This window comes from Photobacterium sanguinicancri, from assembly GCF_024346675.1.
Classification (GTDB): domain Bacteria; phylum Pseudomonadota; class Gammaproteobacteria; order Enterobacterales; family Vibrionaceae; genus Photobacterium; species Photobacterium sanguinicancri.
In genome coordinates this window covers 936,418-955,412 of the sequence record NZ_AP024850.1, presented here as the reverse complement: position 1 = coordinate 955,412, position 18,995 = coordinate 936,418, and the positions used below count along the sequence as shown (strand labels likewise).

Annotated in this window: 18 protein-coding genes and 1 other RNA gene; 3 read left to right on the top strand and 16 right to left on the bottom strand. The window is 41.9% G+C overall.

Going from position 1 to position 18,995, the window contains the following annotated elements; translation table 11 throughout:
- Positions 1 to 120: 120 nt before the first annotated feature.
- Entirely contained in the window at positions 121 to 1,038 is a 918-nt protein-coding gene (locus OCU87_RS04735) for a cation transporter (protein ID WP_261857915.1), read from the top strand.
- 89 nt (positions 1,039 to 1,127) lie between these two features.
- Here the strand turns inward: OCU87_RS04735 and OCU87_RS04730 are convergent, their stop codons facing one another.
- From OCU87_RS04730 to OCU87_RS04685, 10 genes are all read right to left on the bottom strand, one after another.
- Positions 1,128 to 3,911 carry a M16 family metallopeptidase gene (locus OCU87_RS04730; protein ID WP_261857914.1) on the bottom strand — a complete coding sequence of 928 codons (2,784 nt, stop codon included), beginning with the start codon at positions 3,909 to 3,911 and terminating at the stop codon, positions 1,128 to 1,130.
- Between the two features lie 251 nt (positions 3,912 to 4,162).
- Positions 4,163 to 4,645, bottom strand: a complete 483-nt coding sequence (locus OCU87_RS04725; protein ID WP_261857913.1) for an RNA-binding S4 domain-containing protein — start codon at positions 4,643 to 4,645, stop codon at positions 4,163 to 4,165.
- Positions 4,646 to 4,842: 197 nt separating this feature from the next.
- Complete coding sequence (locus tag OCU87_RS04720; protein WP_094957881.1) at positions 4,843 to 5,238, bottom strand: type 2 periplasmic-binding domain-containing protein; 396 nt, start codon at positions 5,236 to 5,238, stop codon at positions 4,843 to 4,845.
- A gap of 10 nt (positions 5,239 to 5,248) precedes the next feature.
- Positions 5,249 to 6,517 carry a hypothetical protein gene (locus OCU87_RS04715; RefSeq protein WP_261857912.1) on the bottom strand — a complete coding sequence of 423 codons (1,269 nt, stop codon included), beginning with the start codon at positions 6,515 to 6,517 and terminating at the stop codon, positions 5,249 to 5,251.
- Between the two features lie 127 nt (positions 6,518 to 6,644).
- On the bottom strand, positions 6,645 to 8,264 hold the full coding sequence (locus OCU87_RS04710; protein ID WP_062689827.1) for a methyl-accepting chemotaxis protein: 1,620 nt from the start codon (positions 8,262 to 8,264) through the stop codon (positions 6,645 to 6,647).
- Positions 8,265 to 8,655: 391 nt separating this feature from the next.
- Complete coding sequence (locus tag OCU87_RS04705; RefSeq protein ID WP_062689824.1) at positions 8,656 to 9,222, bottom strand: TetR/AcrR family transcriptional regulator; 567 nt, start codon at positions 9,220 to 9,222, stop codon at positions 8,656 to 8,658.
- 407 nt (positions 9,223 to 9,629) lie between these two features.
- Positions 9,630 to 10,772: a mandelate racemase/muconate lactonizing enzyme family protein gene (locus OCU87_RS04700; RefSeq protein ID WP_062689823.1), complete on the bottom strand. Its 1,143-nt coding sequence runs from the start codon at positions 10,770 to 10,772 to the stop codon at positions 9,630 to 9,632.
- Positions 10,773 to 10,888: 116 nt separating this feature from the next.
- Positions 10,889 to 11,845 carry a DMT family transporter gene (locus tag OCU87_RS04695; RefSeq protein ID WP_062689822.1) on the bottom strand — a complete coding sequence of 319 codons (957 nt, stop codon included), beginning with the start codon at positions 11,843 to 11,845 and terminating at the stop codon, positions 10,889 to 10,891.
- Positions 11,846 to 11,900: 55 nt separating this feature from the next.
- Complete coding sequence (locus OCU87_RS04690; RefSeq protein WP_062689821.1) at positions 11,901 to 13,076, bottom strand: UxaA family hydrolase; 1,176 nt, start codon at positions 13,074 to 13,076, stop codon at positions 11,901 to 11,903.
- On the bottom strand, positions 13,076 to 13,405 hold the full coding sequence (locus tag OCU87_RS04685) for a hypothetical protein (protein WP_062689820.1): 330 nt from the start codon (positions 13,403 to 13,405) through the stop codon (positions 13,076 to 13,078). Before OCU87_RS04685 ends, OCU87_RS04690 begins: the two co-directional genes overlap by 1 nt.
- A 147-nt stretch (positions 13,406 to 13,552) precedes the next feature.
- On the opposite strand from OCU87_RS04685, the gene OCU87_RS04680 reads away from it, so the two are divergent.
- Entirely contained in the window at positions 13,553 to 14,224 is a 672-nt protein-coding gene (locus OCU87_RS04680; protein WP_239928734.1) for a GntR family transcriptional regulator, read from the top strand.
- A gap of 156 nt (positions 14,225 to 14,380) precedes the next feature.
- On the opposite strand, the gene OCU87_RS04675 is transcribed toward OCU87_RS04680, so the two are convergent.
- The 5 genes from OCU87_RS04675 to OCU87_RS04655 all read right to left on the bottom strand — a co-directional run bounded on the left by OCU87_RS04675 (position 14,381) and on the right by OCU87_RS04655 (position 17,939).
- Positions 14,381 to 14,809, bottom strand: a complete 429-nt coding sequence (locus OCU87_RS04675) for a cytochrome c3 family protein (protein WP_094956352.1) — start codon at positions 14,807 to 14,809, stop codon at positions 14,381 to 14,383.
- 9 nt (positions 14,810 to 14,818) lie between these two features.
- On the bottom strand, positions 14,819 to 15,394 hold the full coding sequence (locus OCU87_RS04670; protein WP_062689818.1) for a cytochrome C: 576 nt from the start codon (positions 15,392 to 15,394) through the stop codon (positions 14,819 to 14,821).
- A gap of 70 nt (positions 15,395 to 15,464) precedes the next feature.
- Positions 15,465 to 16,505 (bottom strand): ethylbenzene dehydrogenase-related protein, encoded by a 1,041-nt coding sequence (locus OCU87_RS04665; protein WP_261857911.1) that lies wholly within the window; start codon positions 16,503 to 16,505, stop codon positions 15,465 to 15,467.
- A gap of 419 nt (positions 16,506 to 16,924) precedes the next feature.
- An RNA gene (gene ffs, locus OCU87_RS04660) (signal recognition particle sRNA small type) lies at positions 16,925 to 17,021 on the bottom strand.
- A gap of 186 nt (positions 17,022 to 17,207) precedes the next feature.
- Positions 17,208 to 17,939: a VP0952 family biofilm-associated protein gene (locus OCU87_RS04655; protein WP_062689799.1), complete on the bottom strand. Its 732-nt coding sequence runs from the start codon at positions 17,937 to 17,939 to the stop codon at positions 17,208 to 17,210.
- Positions 17,940 to 18,012: 73 nt separating this feature from the next.
- On the opposite strand from OCU87_RS04655, the gene OCU87_RS04650 reads away from it, so the two are divergent.
- Positions 18,013 to 18,321 (top strand): MGMT family protein, encoded by a 309-nt coding sequence (locus tag OCU87_RS04650; RefSeq protein ID WP_094956356.1) that lies wholly within the window; start codon positions 18,013 to 18,015, stop codon positions 18,319 to 18,321.
- Positions 18,322 to 18,393: 72 nt separating this feature from the next.
- Here the strand turns inward: OCU87_RS04650 and OCU87_RS04645 are convergent, their stop codons facing one another.
- Positions 18,394 to 18,813 (bottom strand): YbaY family lipoprotein, encoded by a 420-nt coding sequence (locus OCU87_RS04645; protein WP_094956357.1) that lies wholly within the window; start codon positions 18,811 to 18,813, stop codon positions 18,394 to 18,396.
- Positions 18,814 to 18,995 lie beyond the last annotated feature (182 nt).

The following is an 18,995-nucleotide window of genomic DNA, read 5'->3' as shown; positions in this document are numbered from 1 at the left end:
TAAATCTATCCAATATCACTATATCATTTCCAACCAATGATAGCCGTAAGTGAATAGATTGAACCATAGCGACCTTTCGACTTTAATAAACAATCACCAACCATCCAATACGAGTCAAAGATGAAAGACAAAATTATACAGATCGAACGCCAATCTTTAACTGTAGGAATATGCGCAAACTTATTCATGGCTTTTTCAGGTTGGGCAACCTTTTACCTTTCGGGATCAGAAGCTTTATTATTGGATGGTAACTTTTCGTTTATCCTGTTTTTATCTTCAATCGCAGCATTAAAAATTTCCGCTATTAAAGCTAACCGCTCTAACACTTTTCCTTTTGGTTTATTTGTATCAGAAGCTCTCTACTCTTTACTTAAAGGACTACTAATTGGTGGAGTGTTACTTACCGCAATAACGGGAAACATCACCAAAATCGGCAAATTTATTCAAGGTGAAGAACTCACCATGTTAAAAACAGGGCCAATCTTAATTTACTCTATCGCGATGGTTGTTACATGCTTTGGTCTTTCGTTGTTTTATCACTACCAAAATAAACGTACAGGTAATAACAGCAGCATGCTTACCACGGACAAAGCATCTTCTCTGGTTGATGGCTGTATGTCCGCAGGAACAGGTGCTGCTTTAGTACTTATTGGTTACATCACTCCTGCAAGTAGCTTTAATTTCTTACTGTATATAGGTGATGCCATCATGGTCCTTATTTTGGCGACTATCATGGTAAAACAACCCATCACTATTGTTAAAGAAGCCTTTATCGAGCTTGCAGGCGGACGCCTACAAAATGTTGATGCCTACGAGGACATCGAAAGCATTATTACCCAACAGTTAACGCAACAAGAAACTATGGCACGTAATGTTTTCATCAGTAAAACAGGGAGCAGTTATTTAGTCGTTTTAAGCTTTACGACCGAAGAGATAGACAGAAAAGGCATTACGATATTTGCTCATATTAAACAATCACTGTCGACACAGCTGACCGCGAAATACCCACATATTGATGTCGAGTTAGTCTTAAGCTGATGCCGTCCATTCATTACGTCGTCATAACCCAATGACATAAAAAAGTCGCCAATCTGGCGACTTTTCGTTTCTTGAATCAAGCAAACAGCTTACGATGCTTTCGGCAGTATCGTGGCTTCAATGGTGTAACTTTGCTTACCCATGAATTGCTTAACCTGCTGATTTAACAACTCTGTCGTGACTTGATCTATGTAGGGTTGCGGATCTTTCACTGCGTCCACACTATAACCATGCAGTAAATAACGCCCCATAAAGCGTACCGTCTCAGCCCCATTTTTAGCCATCGGTTTTAACGCTACCGCCAACTGTTTCGCTGCAGTGTCTCGCTCTTGTAATGTAATGCCATCTTGCTGAATACCTTTTAACAGCTCAGCCACCGCTTGCTTCGATTTAGCTAAATCCTTTTGATCTAAGTTCATACTGACAATAACAGTACTGTGTAAACCACTATCTGGGATCTCAGTGATTACTTCAGGTGCATAGCTTAAACTGTATTTACCTCTAAGCAGTTGATGAGCACGCTGATTAACAATACGAGACAACATATCTTGTGCCATCACATCTACCGCCGTCACCGGTGATTGCGTCTGGATCGGGTTAGTCATTATCATCAAATAACTCACAGACTTTTCATTCGATACCGGTAACTCCAGCACTTGTGACGTTTTATTTAACTCAACTTGTGGCAACAATTCTTGCTTATTTTCCGCAAGGGGAATATTCGCAACATACTGACGTAGCAGTGGGGTGATATCTTCTGGTTGAAAATCCCCAGCTATCACCAAGCGATTGTGGTGTTGCTGTTGAAACAAACGTTGATAAACCTGTTGAACATCATCGCTTGTTATTTCAGTGAAAGTGCTACTTGGCCAGATTTTATAAAAAGTACCACGTACAACTTGGCTATCATTCACCTTTGTCAGTACCTGCCCAAATGGCGAGGTTTCAAATTCAGCTCTACCTTCAACATATTGCTTTTTAACCTGCTTTAACTGCACAGGGTCAACTTTACCTTCCGTTAATACATGATGAAGTGCCGACATCGCAAACGGCAGATCATCGTACTGAGTCGCAATGGATAACCCATTATCAAAATCGCTAAGATAAGGGGTCAGCAAGGTATTATTTGCAGCGAACACTTTTTCAATGGCTGCCACATCCAAGCCAGCAAAACCACTCCGATATAATGTGTCAAACGCTAACTCACTGGCTGGATACAATGCAGGATCCAATTGTGCTCTGCCTCCTTTTGCTGCCCAGTTCATGTACGCATTTTTTTTAATGTCAGGCATTTGCTTAAGCCAAACTTCAACACCGTTACCCAATTGCCATTGCCAAGTGGTGTCATCTACTTGCTGCTGTGAAACGATCTCTCCTTTTTGCGCTGGCGACGAAAATACAGCTACGGTTTTCGCCATCATCAAGGCTTGACCCGGTTTAGCAAGTAACTGCGTCACATCCTGAACATCTTGCGCTAACTGCTGAGTTTGGTCTGTATTGGCATAAGCAATGAAGTAATACGGTACCAGTTGTTCTAGTTGCTGTTTTAAGCTCTGATTAACTCGGCTCTGATCCATCTCTGCCACGAAGCGCTCGAGTACCGCTTTATGTTCAGCTTCAGACATCAAAACACGAGGTTCGAATAAGCTCGCAAACATGGCCTCAGTGATCACCCAAGAATCCGTTGCCTGCCAATTCATTGCATGATTTTTCAAATTAGATTTATAACTGGCTAGCGCAGCTGCGAGTTCGACCTCACCGACACCGTAATCACGTAAACTCGCCAACTCTTTGGCAAAAAATGCTTGAACCTCAGCACGATGCCCTTCTTTAAAACCCACCGCTAACGTAGCCAATTGCTGCCCTTCGAAAGTACTATCATAAGCTTCGATGTAGCTTGTATTAGCTGCCAACGCGATACTGCGATCCATTAGCCGTGCTTGGATAAGACTATTTAACAGGCCAACCTCTAAATAACGATATTGGTCACCATAAGTTAACCGCTTAGATTCCCCCAATGGCTGCAATAAAATCAGTGCAGAGTCACCACCTTGCGGCGCAACTAATGCTTGCTGCTTTTGCGTTGGTAACACTAACGGCTCAATATTAGCGAGCGGTTGCGACTTAGCCTGCCATGAAGCAAAGTGTTGAGCTATTTGAGTCTCAATTACCGTTTTATCGAAATCGCCTACCACCACCAACTCTGTATTTTCTGGGAAATACCAACGCTGATAATACTCACGCAAGCCAGTTGGCGTTACCGATTGAATACTTTCCTTGGTACCGAGTATTTCATGATAAGCAGGAGAATCTGCACGCAAACGCTCATCCATCTGGCTATAAATATTGCGCTCTTGCGGTAGACGAAGACGATACTCCCCCATTACCGCACCTCTTTCAGCCTCAACCTTTTCAGGTTTTAGTAGCATGCCATCAGCCACATCCCTAAACCAAGTAAACGCGGTGGTCACTTCAGTTGAATCAGGCAGCTTTAATTGATACCAAGTCTTATTATAAGAAGTGTAAGCATTCAAATCAGCGCCAGCACTTAGCCCTAAACGTTCGAAGAATTGCCACACATCTTGTTGAGCAAAGTTTTTAGAACCTTTGAACGCCATATGTTCAAGAAAATGGGCATATCCCTGTTGTTGCGCCGTTTCTTGAGCGCTACCTGCACGAACAATAAATCGTAACTCGACGGGTTCATCATCCTTCTGATAAAGGTGATACTTCATACCATTCTCTAACGTCCCATGTTGCCAATCGGGATCTGGGGTTATTTTTGTTGCATGCCACTGGTTATCTTGCTGGCATCCGACGAGGAAAATCGTGCCTATCAGCAGAAAACTATATGCTCTAAACCATTGTTTCATATATGCCCCTTATCTATTTCCTCGACAATACAACACTACTCATATAATTGAGATAAATAGATCATATAGAAGCATTAATTTGCGATATCGTAGTCAAATATCGCTTTTACAACGCAGACTTAACGCCCTTAGATAAACGCTATATGCACGTTTATCTAAGGGTGGTATTAACAGGCATAAAAAAAGACTCCGCAGAGTCTTTTATATTTACGCTAATCAAATAGATGATTAGCGTTACACATTATTTTCATTTAGAAACTAAGGGATTTACGACCCGTCGTTTGATCAAAAGAAGGCTTTTCTGCTTCTTTTTTCACTGATTTTTTAGGTGCTTTTTTAGCTGCGCTTTTTACAGGCTTAGCTTTAGCGCTGAGTTTTTTATCCGCTTTGCCACTTTCAGCCGACGGCTTTTTAGCTGTTGCTTTTTTCTTACCCACAGGTGCCGCAGCTTTAACGTCTTTCACCACTTTTTCTGTTGGTTCTGTCACTGGTTGGTTACAGACCACAACGTAGTACTCTTGGTTAAACTCAATGACGTCACCATCGTAAAGTTTACGGCGCTTACGTTGCTCCAATTCACCATTAACACCAACATAACCTTCAGATATGGCAAACTTCGCTTCACCACCACCGCTCACAACGTTGGCAATTTTAAGCACTTTATACAACTCAATCGGCTGAGCAGAAACTTCAACTTCTAGCGCTTCTACTTCATATTCTTCATGTTCAAACATAAATTTGGCTCTGGGTTATTATTCTGATGCTAGTGTTTTAACAATAGTCCGCGATAAATCGTCTCGCTATATCGACACTAGGCTTAATACGCTGCAGTTTACCCGAGAAGCCAATGTGGCGCGAATGCTAATATTTTTAGCGCACCAAAAAAGCCATCAAAATGATGGCTTTTGTATGTTTACTCTTACGGGTTAACCTACGGGCGTAAAATTACTTTCACGCTACCATCAACTTCACTTTCGTCGATATAACCAATCGCATTAGCGGTATTAGCAACTGTATTTTTCACAATCGCACTAGAACTCACCGCTTTTGGTGGCTGACCTTTGCCCGTGAACACTTTTTTAGCCCAGTAAGCTTGAAGCTGAGCTTCCGTTTTACCGGTAACTTTAGCGTGGAATTCACTCTTCAGTGGCTGACCATCGTCAAGATCAATCGCATCAATGTTCAGTGATTTCGCTTTACCTAAGTACACTTTCTTGATTGTCGATGCATCAAGATCTGCTGCTGCAGGATTTGCAATAACCACAACCGCAGCCTGTGCAAAGCTTGAAGCAGCAAGGCAAAGTGCTAAAACTGTTTTTTTCAACATGACTTTCTCCTTAGAAAACTACATCAAGTTTTACGGTATATACCATAGTGTCATCAATGGACTGATCTTTCGCTGCACCCGCTAAACCGCCGTTGGTATCACCAAAATTAGTCACATAAGTCATATCTGCTTTTAGTGCCATATTGGTGTAAACATCCCAACGCGCACCTACACTGTAGCTGGTACGCTGCATATCAAGCACGGCTTGCTGTAGTTGCGTTGAACCCGCTAAATAAGCGGCTGCTGGATCTTTCGGATTTTTCATCGAGTTAGCAACGGCTTGCGCTGAAGCTTTCTTACGATCATCATTATCTTTGGTTTTCAGATGTGAAACAGTGAAGTACGGTGTTACAGATTCAATACGGTAGCCCGCTGTCACGTATGCAGCATCAGCATCAGGGTAAAAACCTTGCGTTTCAGTGCGTGTTACTTCTGACATTACAAATAGGTTTTCACCATCAAAGCGAGCGCCAATACCGTAAAACTTCGCTTCATCATTTTCGAACTTCGTTCCAGCTAATGAAGCGCCGCTCAGCGTCCACTCGTCTTGCGACGTCACTTTCGCCTGAGCATAGCTTGAACGCAATGTCACTGTATCGTTAGTCCACGACACCACACCACCGTAAATTTGGTCGAATGTAGTTTGCGCACGGAATTTAGTTTTATCAGAACTCAAGTTATGAGAACCTGCAAAACCTTGAAGTTGAATGCTGCTATCGTCTAATTCAATATCGTAAAGCATGTCGGCACCGGTGAACGATGTTGCGACAACATTACCGTAGACTTCATTTGGCACACGTACACCAAGTTGTGCATAACCCACTTCAAGGTAGTCAGACAACATGAACAAAGGTAAACGTAATTTACCCGCACGACCTTTTAGGTTTGGCGTAAATTCATGGCTAATAAATGCCCACTCGATTTGTGGTTTCCAGTTTTCAAGCTCTGTACCACGGCTAACCAACTGAACTGTTGCTTGGGTTGAATCGTTTACCGTAAATACGGTTTGCAAACCAAACAGGGAACCTTCATCTAGGTTCAGCTTATCCGTTGCACCAACATAACCCGCCTTATTATTCGCAACTTGAAGTTTTAATGATGCAAAGCCATCAAATTGAAAACGATCAGCGACGCTTGATTGTTGTTGCTCGGTTAATACTGAAACTTGGTTTTCTAGTTCACTAATACGCGCATCTGTAGTACTCGTTGCATTAGCTTGGCCAGAAAGCGCGCATAAGGCTGCTAGTGGCAACAGGCGAAAAGCCTTTATTGTCATCATGAAACTCCGGTTTATTTTTATAGTATGTCACTGCTTGTGTAACTGTTTTTTGTCACGCCCTTAATCACAAAGCCCCATCGAAAGGGCTCTGTAAAAAAGCGTGTTATTTATCGTTTATTGCATGTTGCTAAACTTTAAACTGCGCCGTCGAATGGCTTAGTTGCTCGACCACACCCACCAGTTGATCACTGGCAATGCCGAGTCGGTCTGAAGAGGAAGAAACTTGTTCTGCGCTACGGTTAAACTCTTGTAGCTGTTCTTGAATGATAAGAGAGGTTTGGTGCTGCTCTTCCGTTGCGGAAGCAATTTGATCGTTTACAACCGTGATACCGGCAACTTTCTCCGTAATGGACCGCAAACTTTCACCCGCAGTCGCTGCGCTACTCACACCATCTTCTGTCTGACGCAAACCTTGGTGCATGGCTTCAACTGCTGATTTAGAAGCAACTTGCAGCTCTCCCAGCACCACTTGAATTTCTTCTGTCGATTGCTGAGTACGAGCCGCGAGTGTTCGCACTTCATCGGCAACAACCGCAAAACCGCGACCTTGTTCACCAGCGCGTGCGGCCTCAATTGCGGCATTCAGTGCTAATAAGTTGGTTTGATCAGCAATGCCTTTAATCGTAGATAAAATAGCATCGACATTAGTCGTGTCTTGCTCAAGTTTATCGATAACTGTGGCTATTTTACGAACATCGTCCGAAAGAACATTAATAACATTGACCGTCTGTTGCACAACAGTAAAACCATCTTCAGCTTTGGTATTTGCATCGTTAGCTTGTTCCGACGCCTGACTTGCATAGTCCGCCACATGGCTTACAGTTTGTAGCATTTCACCAACAGATAGCGTCACTTGCTGAATATTTGACTGCTGCTCAGCAGTAAAACGAGATGTATCTTGACGGCTTTCAGATAACTGACCCGTTATCGCCTCTAGCTGATGAATACTTGAAATGGTATCTGAAATAGTGGCATGTAATTTACTAATAAACTGGTTCACGTTATTAACAAGCTCGGCCACTTCATCTTTGCCGTCATAATGAATACGAACAGTAAGATCACCTTCACCATTAGCGATCTCATTCATTCTTGCCGTAACAATCGCAATAGATTGACTAATTGAGCGTAGAATAGCAAAACCGAAGCTCAGCAAAAATGCCACGACAATCAAGCCAGAAATCATAGAATTCACACCTGCTTGATCAGCGCTTTCACGTGCATTACCGATCAAGCTAACGACTTGTTCCCGCACATAATCTTGTAGCGTTTTTAATTCTTTTTCTAAGCTTTCTTGAGTCTGACGATTTTGTTCTGCTTTGCGAGAGATAACAGCAACAGATTCATTCATATTAATAAAATCAAGAGCTAGCTGATTACCTGCCCCGAAATAACTCGCCATCAATGTTTCGACATGTGCTAATTCATTACTCTTTTGTGGTAACAGTTTTTTTATTTCAGCTAAATCTTTATTTAACAGCTGGTAAAGTAACGCTGCTTCGCTAAGTGCATCTTCTTCTCCCGTTACGACAGCGGTTTCAAATTGTTGTGTTAGCCGTGGAAGCGTACCGTCTAAGCGAACGACAACTTCCATCGCTGGGTAATATTGCTGATCCAATGACACTAAATGAAGATTATTTGTACGATGAACATTTGCGTTCATCAAAATAATGACGGCAATACCAGTAGAAACAAAAGCCATTAACAACCAAAATTGATGACGAATCGTTAGGTAACGAGATAAATTCATAATATATTCTTGTGCTTAATGGTTCGCTTGATAAGCGCCATGAAAGAAATAAAAAAGTCAAAGCAGTGTCGTTAAAATGTTATAGCTTCTAACTAAATACGCCGTAACTAAGGACGAGTACGGATAGTCACGTGATGATACTCACCAGTGTCATAAAGTATGATTATATTTAAATAGTATAGTTTTATTAACTCAAACCATTAAACAAACCAGCCCATTTGTACAGGAATACGCTTTACCTCACCATCGCGCGTGTATATAAGGATGAGCACTTTAATCAAGTGCATTAGCTACGAAAATAAAGTGTTCAAGATCAAGGATTTACTAGCAGAGCCCGAAAGTGCCACTTCATCAAAAAAGATAAATTAATATAAACCTATGGCAATAAAAATTAGCAAACAGCTTGAGGCAATACACTTTCATAGACATTTTGCAAAAAAGACATATCGGTGTTTTGCTCATTACTTATATGATCTGAAATAAATGGATATGTAGATAGAGATATCACAAGCATATAATAATACCCTTCATTATATGGGCTACATTCCGTAATACTGCTCAACAAGGACATTAGCTTTTTCTTATGAGGTATCAATAGTTTATTGGCAAGCCGATTCTTCGCTTCCGTATTATCTAATGACAGTAGTTCACGATGAATAATGATAGGAATAAGTGAATTAATCCGCCAAACTTCAATATAACTATTCACAATCAGTGACAATGTTAGTTTTGGTTCTTTTTTTAGTTTTTTAATCATATTTTCAAGCTCAGGAAAAAACTCTTCGAAAATCTGACAGTATAAATTTTCTTTCGATATGAAATAATAAATAATCAAACTAGGGCTAACATTAGCACTTTGTGCAATTTTTCTAATTGTCACTTTTCCATATGGATTATGAGCAAAGAGATCTGTTGCATTTGAAAGTATTTTTTTTCTTGTTTTAGCTTCAGACAACATTTATTACAGACCTATTATGCGGACAACACTGAGCAGTAAATATCACTGACTAGTGCATTTTTCACTAGCGAATTTTCGCCACCATAATATATAAGCCGACAAAAAAACAGCATTCAAATGATAATTGTGACACGAAAAACACGATTGGATAACACTACGAACAAAAGGATGATCAAGTGGGGATATATGCAAATAAAACAAAATAACGATGTGAATTATCACACAAAAAAAAGAGCCTAAATACTTTCGCATCTAAGCTCTTCAATTTTAGACTAGACAAAAATAACCAGACATTTAGCTGTCATTAATATTCAATTAATGACTTATTGGTCATTTCCTAGTGAGGACGTGGTAAAGCGTTAATTAGGTGAGTAGCAGCCCACCTCACTTAATTTCTACCGTTTGAGTTATTCTACACGGTATTTAGCAATAATTTCTTCATCAAGTTCAACACCCAAGCCTATGGTGTTTGGCACTGCAACATAACCATCTTTAAAAGCAATTTGGTTTTTAACCAGTGACGTAAACAGTGGACTTGTACTCTGCGAGTATTCAATCAAGTCACCATGCTCACGAGAAGCGAGGAAGTGCACAGTGGCTGCAATTAAGATACCGGTTGAGAAACCGTGAGGAACTAGCTTCATCCCTGCCATGTGCGCCATGTCGTAGATCTTAACCATCTCACTAATACCACCACAACGCGTCACGTCAGGTTGTACGAAATCAGCGCCCGACTTTTCAATGAAGTTCGCAAACTCGTAACGAGTAGTCAAGGTTTCACCACCAGCCAGCTTTTGTGACGTCGATTGAGAAATCTTACGGTAACCCGCAAGAACATCATCAGTAATCGGCTCTTCAATCCATAGCAGGTTAAATTCTTCAAGCTTCTTAGCCATTTCAATAGTGTGGCCAGCTGTACGCCATGCACTTGCTAGGTCGATTGCAATTTCGACGTCTTTGTTGATGCCGCGAGCGGTTTCACAAACGGTCTTGATGATCTCGTAATCAGTCTCTGCATTTTTACCTAACGGACCGCCACCAAACTTCAGTGAAGTAAAGCCTTGAGCTAGCAATTCAGCTGTGCGAGCAATGTTTTCTTCTTTAATTGCCGAAGGAATAAACGTGCCGTATGCACGGATCTTTTCACGGAATTTACCACCTAGAAGCTGCCATACAGGCACTTTGTAGAATTTACCCGCGATGTCCCATAGCGCCATATCAATAGCAGAGATAGCGTGGATCATGGTTGAGCGACGGCCAGCATAATGAGTGCCGTTGTACATCTTAGTGTATAGGCGTTCGATTTCTAGCGGGTTTTCACCAACAAGAAGACGTTCAATACCTTGAGAAGAACCGTGGCTTTGAGTAGCTTTAATGCAAGCTTGAATCATCATAGGTGAGCTATCAGACTCGCCCACCCCTGTGATACCTGCGTTTGTGTGTACGCGGATAAGAACACCATCCTCACCCCATTCACAAGCTTCATCAAGAGCAGGAACACGCAGGTGAATAACTTCTACTTCAGTGATTTTCAATTCGTTAAATTGCATTTTGTTTCTCTGATATTAAATATATTCAGTACTTAGTCCAATCGTGGAGCAATTAGACTCAGCTTGAAATTCGCTGCCAGCATAGGGACTAACAGCGAGTTAGTAGCGTGTTCTAATTAAGCTGCAGCTTCTTGAACAACAGGGGTTTTCTTGAATTTGTCACCAACTGTGTAGATACAAAGCGCGACAACTACTGTTACCACACCAGCCAGTTTTTGCATTGTCATCACTTCACCTAGTAGGAAGTAAGCAACGATCATCGCAAATAATGGTAGGACGTTCAGTGCCATTGTGGTGATAACTGCATCTTGCGTTTTCAGTGTTGCCACTTCCCATACCGCGTATGCAATACCAGAACATAGAAGACCTAGCGACAAGATAGTTGCGATGTATTTACCATTCTCCACCAGTACCACTGCCGAGCTAAAATCAGCACCCGTTACTAAACCAACGATAAGTAGCGCACCTGTTGCAGCTGCGAATTGGTAGAAGCAGCTAGAGAAGGTGTCGTAACGAGAGTTTAGGTCTGAACCGAATTTGCCTAAGATGTAGTTGTAAGTAACAAAACCCAGTACACCACACAGTGCGAATAAGTGACCTAGGTTAATACCTTGGATCTTATTCGATGGGTCATAAGCAATAACTGCCGCCCCCACTAGAGACAAAACAACGGCAAAGACTTTTGGCGCCGACGGCTTAATTTTATCGATAACAAATACCGCTAGCATGGTTAGGAACGGGGCCATACCATTGATAACGCCGATTTCACCTGATGAGGTGAATTCGTAAGCAAGAATCGTAAAGTAAAAGAATATCGCTTGTGCTGAAATACCCGCACTCATTAGCAAGATTGCATCTTTCTTGTTTTGGATTTTCTTCAGCGTGTGCTTTTTAGAAAAAGCAAACAGAACAACAAAACCTAATGTTGCAATCGCGTAACGTGCGATAGCTAAAACAACAGGATCAAGTTTACCTGCAAGAACACCACCTAGCGGGAACGAAGCACCCCATAAAGCAGCACACACAAGCGCAAGGCTTAACCCAAGTGATTTATTAGGAATAGGTTTACTCATTTTTTTTATTCTCAATTAAAGGGGCTCAGAAGACCCTTTTTAAAGGCAACAATGATTATTGAGGGCAAATACCGATGACATGCTCTAATCGCTGGTCTTTTTGATATAGCGAAGCATAAGCAAAACCAACACCTTCCAAGTTGGTTGGTGCACCGCTTGCTACCGCGAACACTTTGTCGATGATCTGGTTTGATACGTTATCAATCGTGTCTGTTGCATCCATGATTCCACAAGCATTAATGTCCATATCTGCAGTGATAAGAGACGTATTACCTGACACACGAATAACCGGAACAATCGAGTTATTGAAACCCGCAGCGCCTGCTGTCCACAGAATTAACTGACAGCCAAGTGATGCGAAGTGCATTGCAGCACCACCACACAACATGGTTGTTTCTGTTAGGTAGAAACCTGGAACGGTTGGTTTTTCACGGTGAATATGGTTAATGCGCAGGCAGTCTTGAATAGGACGAGTACCTGTTTTGTGCATTGCACCCTGTGATTTTTCATCGATGGTTGTAAGGCCACCCACACTGTTGCCGATAGACATTGTTTCAGTGCCTTCGATAACATGCCAGCGTTTTAGGTCTTCAGCGATCAAGCGCTCAATCTTCTCGCCCACTTCAGGGGTAACTGAACGCGCTTTTAGGATCTCTTCACAACCCAGCAGTTCAAGTAACTCACCCGCCATGGTGATCGCGCCCATATCTACAAGCTTGTCTGATGCCGCGCCTACTGAAGGATTAGAAGCTAGGCCGCTAGAGGTGTCAGAACCACCACACTTAATACCGATACGTAGCGCGGAAACAGGTGTATCTACACGCTCGACACTGTCTGCGTATGCTTTTAGTTCTTTCGCAAGTTCGATACCGTCTTTAATTGTTTCGACAGTGCCCTTGTTCTTAATAACCGTCAGGGTATGAACGGGGAAGCCTTGTTGACGAACAGGCCCTGCCACCATTTCAGGATCGATAGAGCCACAACCCATCGCGATAACCAGCACACCAGCAATGTTTGGGTTAGTTGCCGTGTGAATGATGGTATCGATCATTTCTTCGTTGCCACCATACATACAGGTGTAATGGTTAGTAACAACAACTGAATCATCAATTTCTTTGCTGATATTGCGTGCAATACCTTCACAACATTCATCAATCGCAACGATCATTACATTATTGCGAATACCAAATGTACCGTTTGGACGTGGGTAGCCTTTAAATGTCGCGCTCATTATTGCTCGATCCCCATTTGCTTGATGATTTCTTCGATTATTGCGTCTGGAATGTCTAAACGTTCGCTACGAACGTTTTGAACATGAACAAGTTGACCTAGCGGGATTTCAACAATCGATTTACCAATTGAATGGCCACATTTCAAAATGTGCTCACCCAGCGGGATATCGCCAAGCGCAATCTTATTACCGAATGTGATTTTTTGTAGGGCATTAACTTGTGCAATCACTTCATTGTTAGCGGAAATAATTTCAACTAATTCATGCTTTTCTACACTACCCAATAGCGTGGCTACGTTGTCTGTAGAAGAAAGTTTTATTGCTTTCATTATTATATTCTCTGTCTATCGTTAACAGTTAATCGTCTATTGTCCGACAATCGGCAGTATACAGATCTACAGATGACAAAATATGACAAACATCACAAGTTCGTGTTATATTTTTCAATAACTTAAAGCATGCACTAAGAACAAATCATGAAAATGAAGATCAACAAACAGAGCCTAGAAGAGCAAGCCACTGAATTTATTAGAGATATGATAGTTTCGGGTCAGCTAGTGATGGGCGATAAAATTGTTGAGAGTACGCTATCGAAAGAACTAGAGCTTTCGCGCAGTACTGTTCGCATGGCACTGAACTCACTTTCACATGAAGGCTTAGTGATACAAAAGCCTTATGTTGGCTGGCATGTATTCACTTTGTCGGACGACGATTTGTGGGAACTGTACAATTTACGTGTTGCCATTGAGTCACAAGCAGCGGTAATGGCAGCAGAAAAAGCGACCCAAGATGATAAAGATGAGTTAAGTCGTATTTACAATGAATTCTGTGAATTATGTGGCACAGAAACCTTGGATATCTTCGACGTTTGTGAAAAAGACTTTGAATTGCATAGAAAAGTTGTCGAAATCAGTAAGAGCAATAAATTCATAAAAATATATGAACAGATTTCTAATCAACTAAAAAGTTACATCAAACTCACCCATAATGATTACGACCTTTCGCAAAGTGGTATCAGCCATACTGGTATTGTTGAAGCGATCATCGAAGGCGATGCCAACCGTGCTTGGCTAGAATCAAAACAAAACATTACGGCATTCACTGATCTTTCTCTGCAGAGTAAGAAAAACGATCGTAATCAAAACTAATCGCTGTCGCCAGACACACTGAATTAGGCCTCTCAATTTTAAGAGGCCCCACTATATTCCTTCATCAGTAATGATTGTATCTCCGTCTTAATAGCGATTTCATACAGTCATTGAGCTGGCAGGTAGTCGTCTGGTGCAAGAGAATCAATGCGACATTTAAAACGTAGAAAACGTCAGGACAACTAAATACGGTAAATTGTTATTGCTCATGCCGCCTCTATACTCACGGTGCATGACGCCTAATGCCTTCCACCCTTCATCATGGCAATCAGTACAGATCTCTTTGGGGTCGAACTCCTCATGTGGAAAGTGACATTCTACGCACTCCATCCCTTCACTCTCTTGATGTTTAATATTGTGCTGAGGCCCATCCAAATTTGATAAACTATCATGGCACTCGACACAACTATTGAACTCGAATTCAAGATCCTCTGATGGCTTTTCTTCTTGGTGGCATTGGCCGCTACAGGTCTCATCTAACAGGTGAAAATTCGCAAGATTATCCTCATCTGGGTTCGGTAGCTCTCCAGCAAAGGCAACGTTAAGCAACACAACTGCGAATAGTAAAGCGATACGCTTGATCATATCAGTCACCTAATTATTTAACCTAAGCTTCAACGCGCGCTGAATCGCTTCATGGCAAGTTCGACACAAGCCTATTCGGATTTTTTTATCTATCCCTATGATTGGATCAAATTCACGATGCAAACTATGGCAGGTTGAGCAGAGCAACTTGGTGGCATGTACATCATGCGTCCACTCACTACTTCGCAAATGATCAGGTGAATGGCAGGCTATACATTGCTTGTTTTGAGTGAAAACGGACATATCGCCCTGAATCTTATATGAAATTATCGCATCAGATCTTTTAGGGTGATCGCCCTTAGGGCCATGACAGGCGGTACAATTGTTATAAAAATTAGAACTCGCATGGACACCAACAGACGTAATCGCTTCTATCCTTTTAATTAAACGCGGCTTGTGATGACAGCGAATACACCGCTTATTCTCTTTTATCAACACCGCCATTTGAGCATCATCGCTGGCTTGAGATGAAAAAGCTTTAGTTTTTAAATCAATCGATCCAGCTGGGTATGACCCCAATAAAAGTGATAACAGTGACAGGCATAATAAGAGCTGGAATAAAAAACGACCAAAAATGACAACCATAGCGAGACTCATTCATATAAAAATGAGGGTAGGCCAATATAAATTGGCCCTGTCTAATCTACCTGATACTTTATTTAAACTTAAAATTCAGTACCCCACGGTGATATATATGATTGATTTGTGAGTTATCAAAGACAGCAATACCAAATGGATAAACCTTGGTTAGATCATTAAATTGGACATCTTGAGTCTCTGAATTTTCTCCTGTGGTCACTAGCTTCCGCTTCATTTCAAGTACCCATACACCTTCATTCCAGCGAGCAGCGACTTCAACATCACCACGAGAACCAACAAATGGCTTGCCTGTTAGCCCTGGAATGCGATCGGTCTTATTGTATTCAACCGTAAATGGCTTCTTCTCGGAATCTAGAATTAGCAACGTTTCATTGGTTAAGTTATCTGAGACAAATGCGGGCTGACCATCTTTAATGTTATTAACATAGCCACCACTGATTTTACTGTCCCCTTTACGCCCCCACCCTTTATTCTCTTTAGGGTCGGTATTACTATCAACGTATTGATCATCCAACTGATTATGCGCGGCAGTTCTCACCCCTTTCCAATGCCACATATCAATGAACTCACCCTCTTTGGTGTATTTACGTGCAGGGTTATTATCTTTACGCCCAGCATTCATACCGCCCTCAGCTCTGTGACAGGCGGCATTACAACCTTTTTGGGCGAAATCTTGCGTATTTATATCCCAATAAACCGCAAACTTATCTTCATAATAAGTATTGTCATGCCCTGTGCTGTCTTTATTTGATAGCTGTTGCCAACTATCATCGTCTTGTTTCACCCAAGGGAACCTATCAATGCTCATTGTCGGATCGGCATAAGTAACAAGAAAATAAACGTATTCATCGTCATATAACGATTTCATTTCAACAGTTGTTCTTTTTATTCCGGTATAGCCATTATTCGGTTTGTAAGGAAGTTTAGTTAGCTTCTGAGATATCGATTTAGCGTCATTCCACGCCGCATCGATTTTACCATCAAGGATTAAGCTCGCAGACAGTTTACTGCTCTCTAAGGTAGTCTCTTTCGCATGGGCCACACTAAAGGTCGTAAATACAGTCACAATAAAAACAGCTATGGTAGAAAGCTTCATTGCTATTCTCCTTACATTCATTCCTATGCTCTTACACCACTAAACAATACAAGTGAAAGGCACTGTTACCATAAAGCGTAGTTACGAATAAAAGGATCACACTTGATTAACATCAAGTCATCTTGGGAAATAAAAAATGAAAATATTATTAATTTAACTATCAATACTCTATATAAATATAGTGAGGGGAAAATAGGTAAATCATGGGCAAATATAATCAGATCTGAGCATCTAGGGCCAAATGTAGATCCAGCAAGGGTGTGTAATAGAAATGACTAGTGATATGTTTTTATGATTGGAGCAGGTTCTGTAAAAGATGGAGGTTATATCAAGAAAGTTAGGGATACATGAAAACGCGAAGAATGATTTGAATTGATAGTTCTATGGGGAGTATTGCCAAACGGCAGATGGGTGGAAGCCCCCTCCAGCCACATCCCGGCACACACGTCGCTCATTGTGGCTGCTCCCTTCCGGGCCTGACCAGGTTCACAAGTTAGTGTTGCGGGAGGACCAAAGGGGGCCTCCATAGATTCTTTGTCTCTCGACGAGAACGGGATGGATTATCTACTAAGGCTTGTCGCTTTGCAAGGCGTTCTCGGTAAACTCTCGTTTAAGTGGTGTTTTATTACACAAAACTCGAGCATTACTACTTTATCCGTTTGAATTAACTCATTTCTGAGCTATTTCTTGTACTAAGCCGAGTTATACCTCTTCAGGATCTTCCAGCAAGTATTCACCTAGCAATGCGCCACCGAGTATCAGTAACCAAGCTACCAATATTGGGTTGGGTACATCAAAGTGTGGTACGACGACCAAGGTAGCAAACCCCACAGCTGGGAGTACCCAAGACAGACGAGGCACCCAATCACCAAATTTAACCTTCTCCATCCCCTGCATCGCTGCGATTAAGCCAGTAATACATAATGCGACTAACGCAGCATGTTGCATGCCACCAACCCATAATGGCACCACAAGAAACAGTGGCCACCATGTATTACCTTCTATCGGCCTCCAACAGCGACAAGCAAACCAAATAACACCCACAGCGAGTATTTGCACCACAGTATATAAACTGCTTCCCGGCAACTTGCCTTCACTTTGTAGTGCCATCAGCCCGACATCCATGGCGAGAATAATGGAGACTAACAATGCACCCAACTGCCAACTACTCTTTTGAGACATACAAATATTAAAGACAGGCAGCATCATGAAAATGCTGATGGAAAGCGCTAGAGGCTGCTCAGGCAAGACCATGCCGTACGCGCCAAGGCCAACAAGCAGCAGCCATGCTGCGATTCCTCCTTGCGGAAGAAGCCAGAGAGCAGGAATAGCTAAAGCGAGAGCAGGTAGCTGCCCATCACTGTATCCGAGTGCAGTGACACCTAATACGGTTAATGCAACACTGACCAGAACTAATAACGCGGCATACAACATGGCAGCACCTCCTTGCGTTGTTCGGTAGGACATAGAAAAATAGCAGTCTATTTCTTACGGTCTAACTCTTAATATGGACGATTTTACTGGGCAAATCTATAGCGTGGTCTATCAAATTCCGACAGGAACGGTAGCAACCTACGGTGATATCGCACGATTAGCAGGCTTTCCCGGTTATGCTCGGCAAGTCGGAAAGCTGATGTCTCGCTTACCTGAAGGCTCGAAACTTCCTTGGCACAGAGTGATTAACGCTAAAGGGATGATTTCATTAACGGGGGATGATCTTGCGCGTCAGCGTGAAAAATTACGTAGTGAAGGGGTTACCGTAAGTGATGGCGGAAAGCTATCGTTACGTATTTATCGGTGGGAAGTCTGCCGTTAAAGGAGATTCAAAGCATTGGGGGGGAAACCAATGCTTTGCTCTCAAACTGAGTACCTAGTAATACGCGGATTTTTAATGCGTTTTTACTAACATCAAATCAATCTTTTCAGTCTTATTTGGATCGGTAATCACGCGGTTTGAAGTGTCTGTAATGAACATCAACTTACCATCGACTTCAATGCGCGCACTCACAGCATAGGTATGATTGGCGATAATTTCATCAGTTTCATAATCAAGCTGGAAGCTAAACGGGACTTGCTTACCATCAGCGAGGAAAGACTGCTGGCTGATCACTTCGGCTGCAACATCCATTAAAGACACATCAGACAAGGTCACTGTCACTTTGGCTTCCGCGGGTATTGCTATACGCTCACGGTAGCTTACTGTTCCTTCCACTGTATCTATGCCTTTGTCTTGCTGAATAATTGTTGAGCATGCCGTTACTGCTAATGCTGCGGCTAAGCCCAATAAGACTGTAATAACCTTTTTCATTGTTAACCTCATAATACCCTACGATTCATTCATTATGACTTTCACTACTTTCGCCTTTAAATCGTTTGATATAAACCCCATATATATCGTTAAGGTTGGACATCATGATGCGATTTAACTTGATATTATAGCGAAGTCCTCGTAAAACTCTTAATCAAAGATAAGCAATTACCTAGACTATC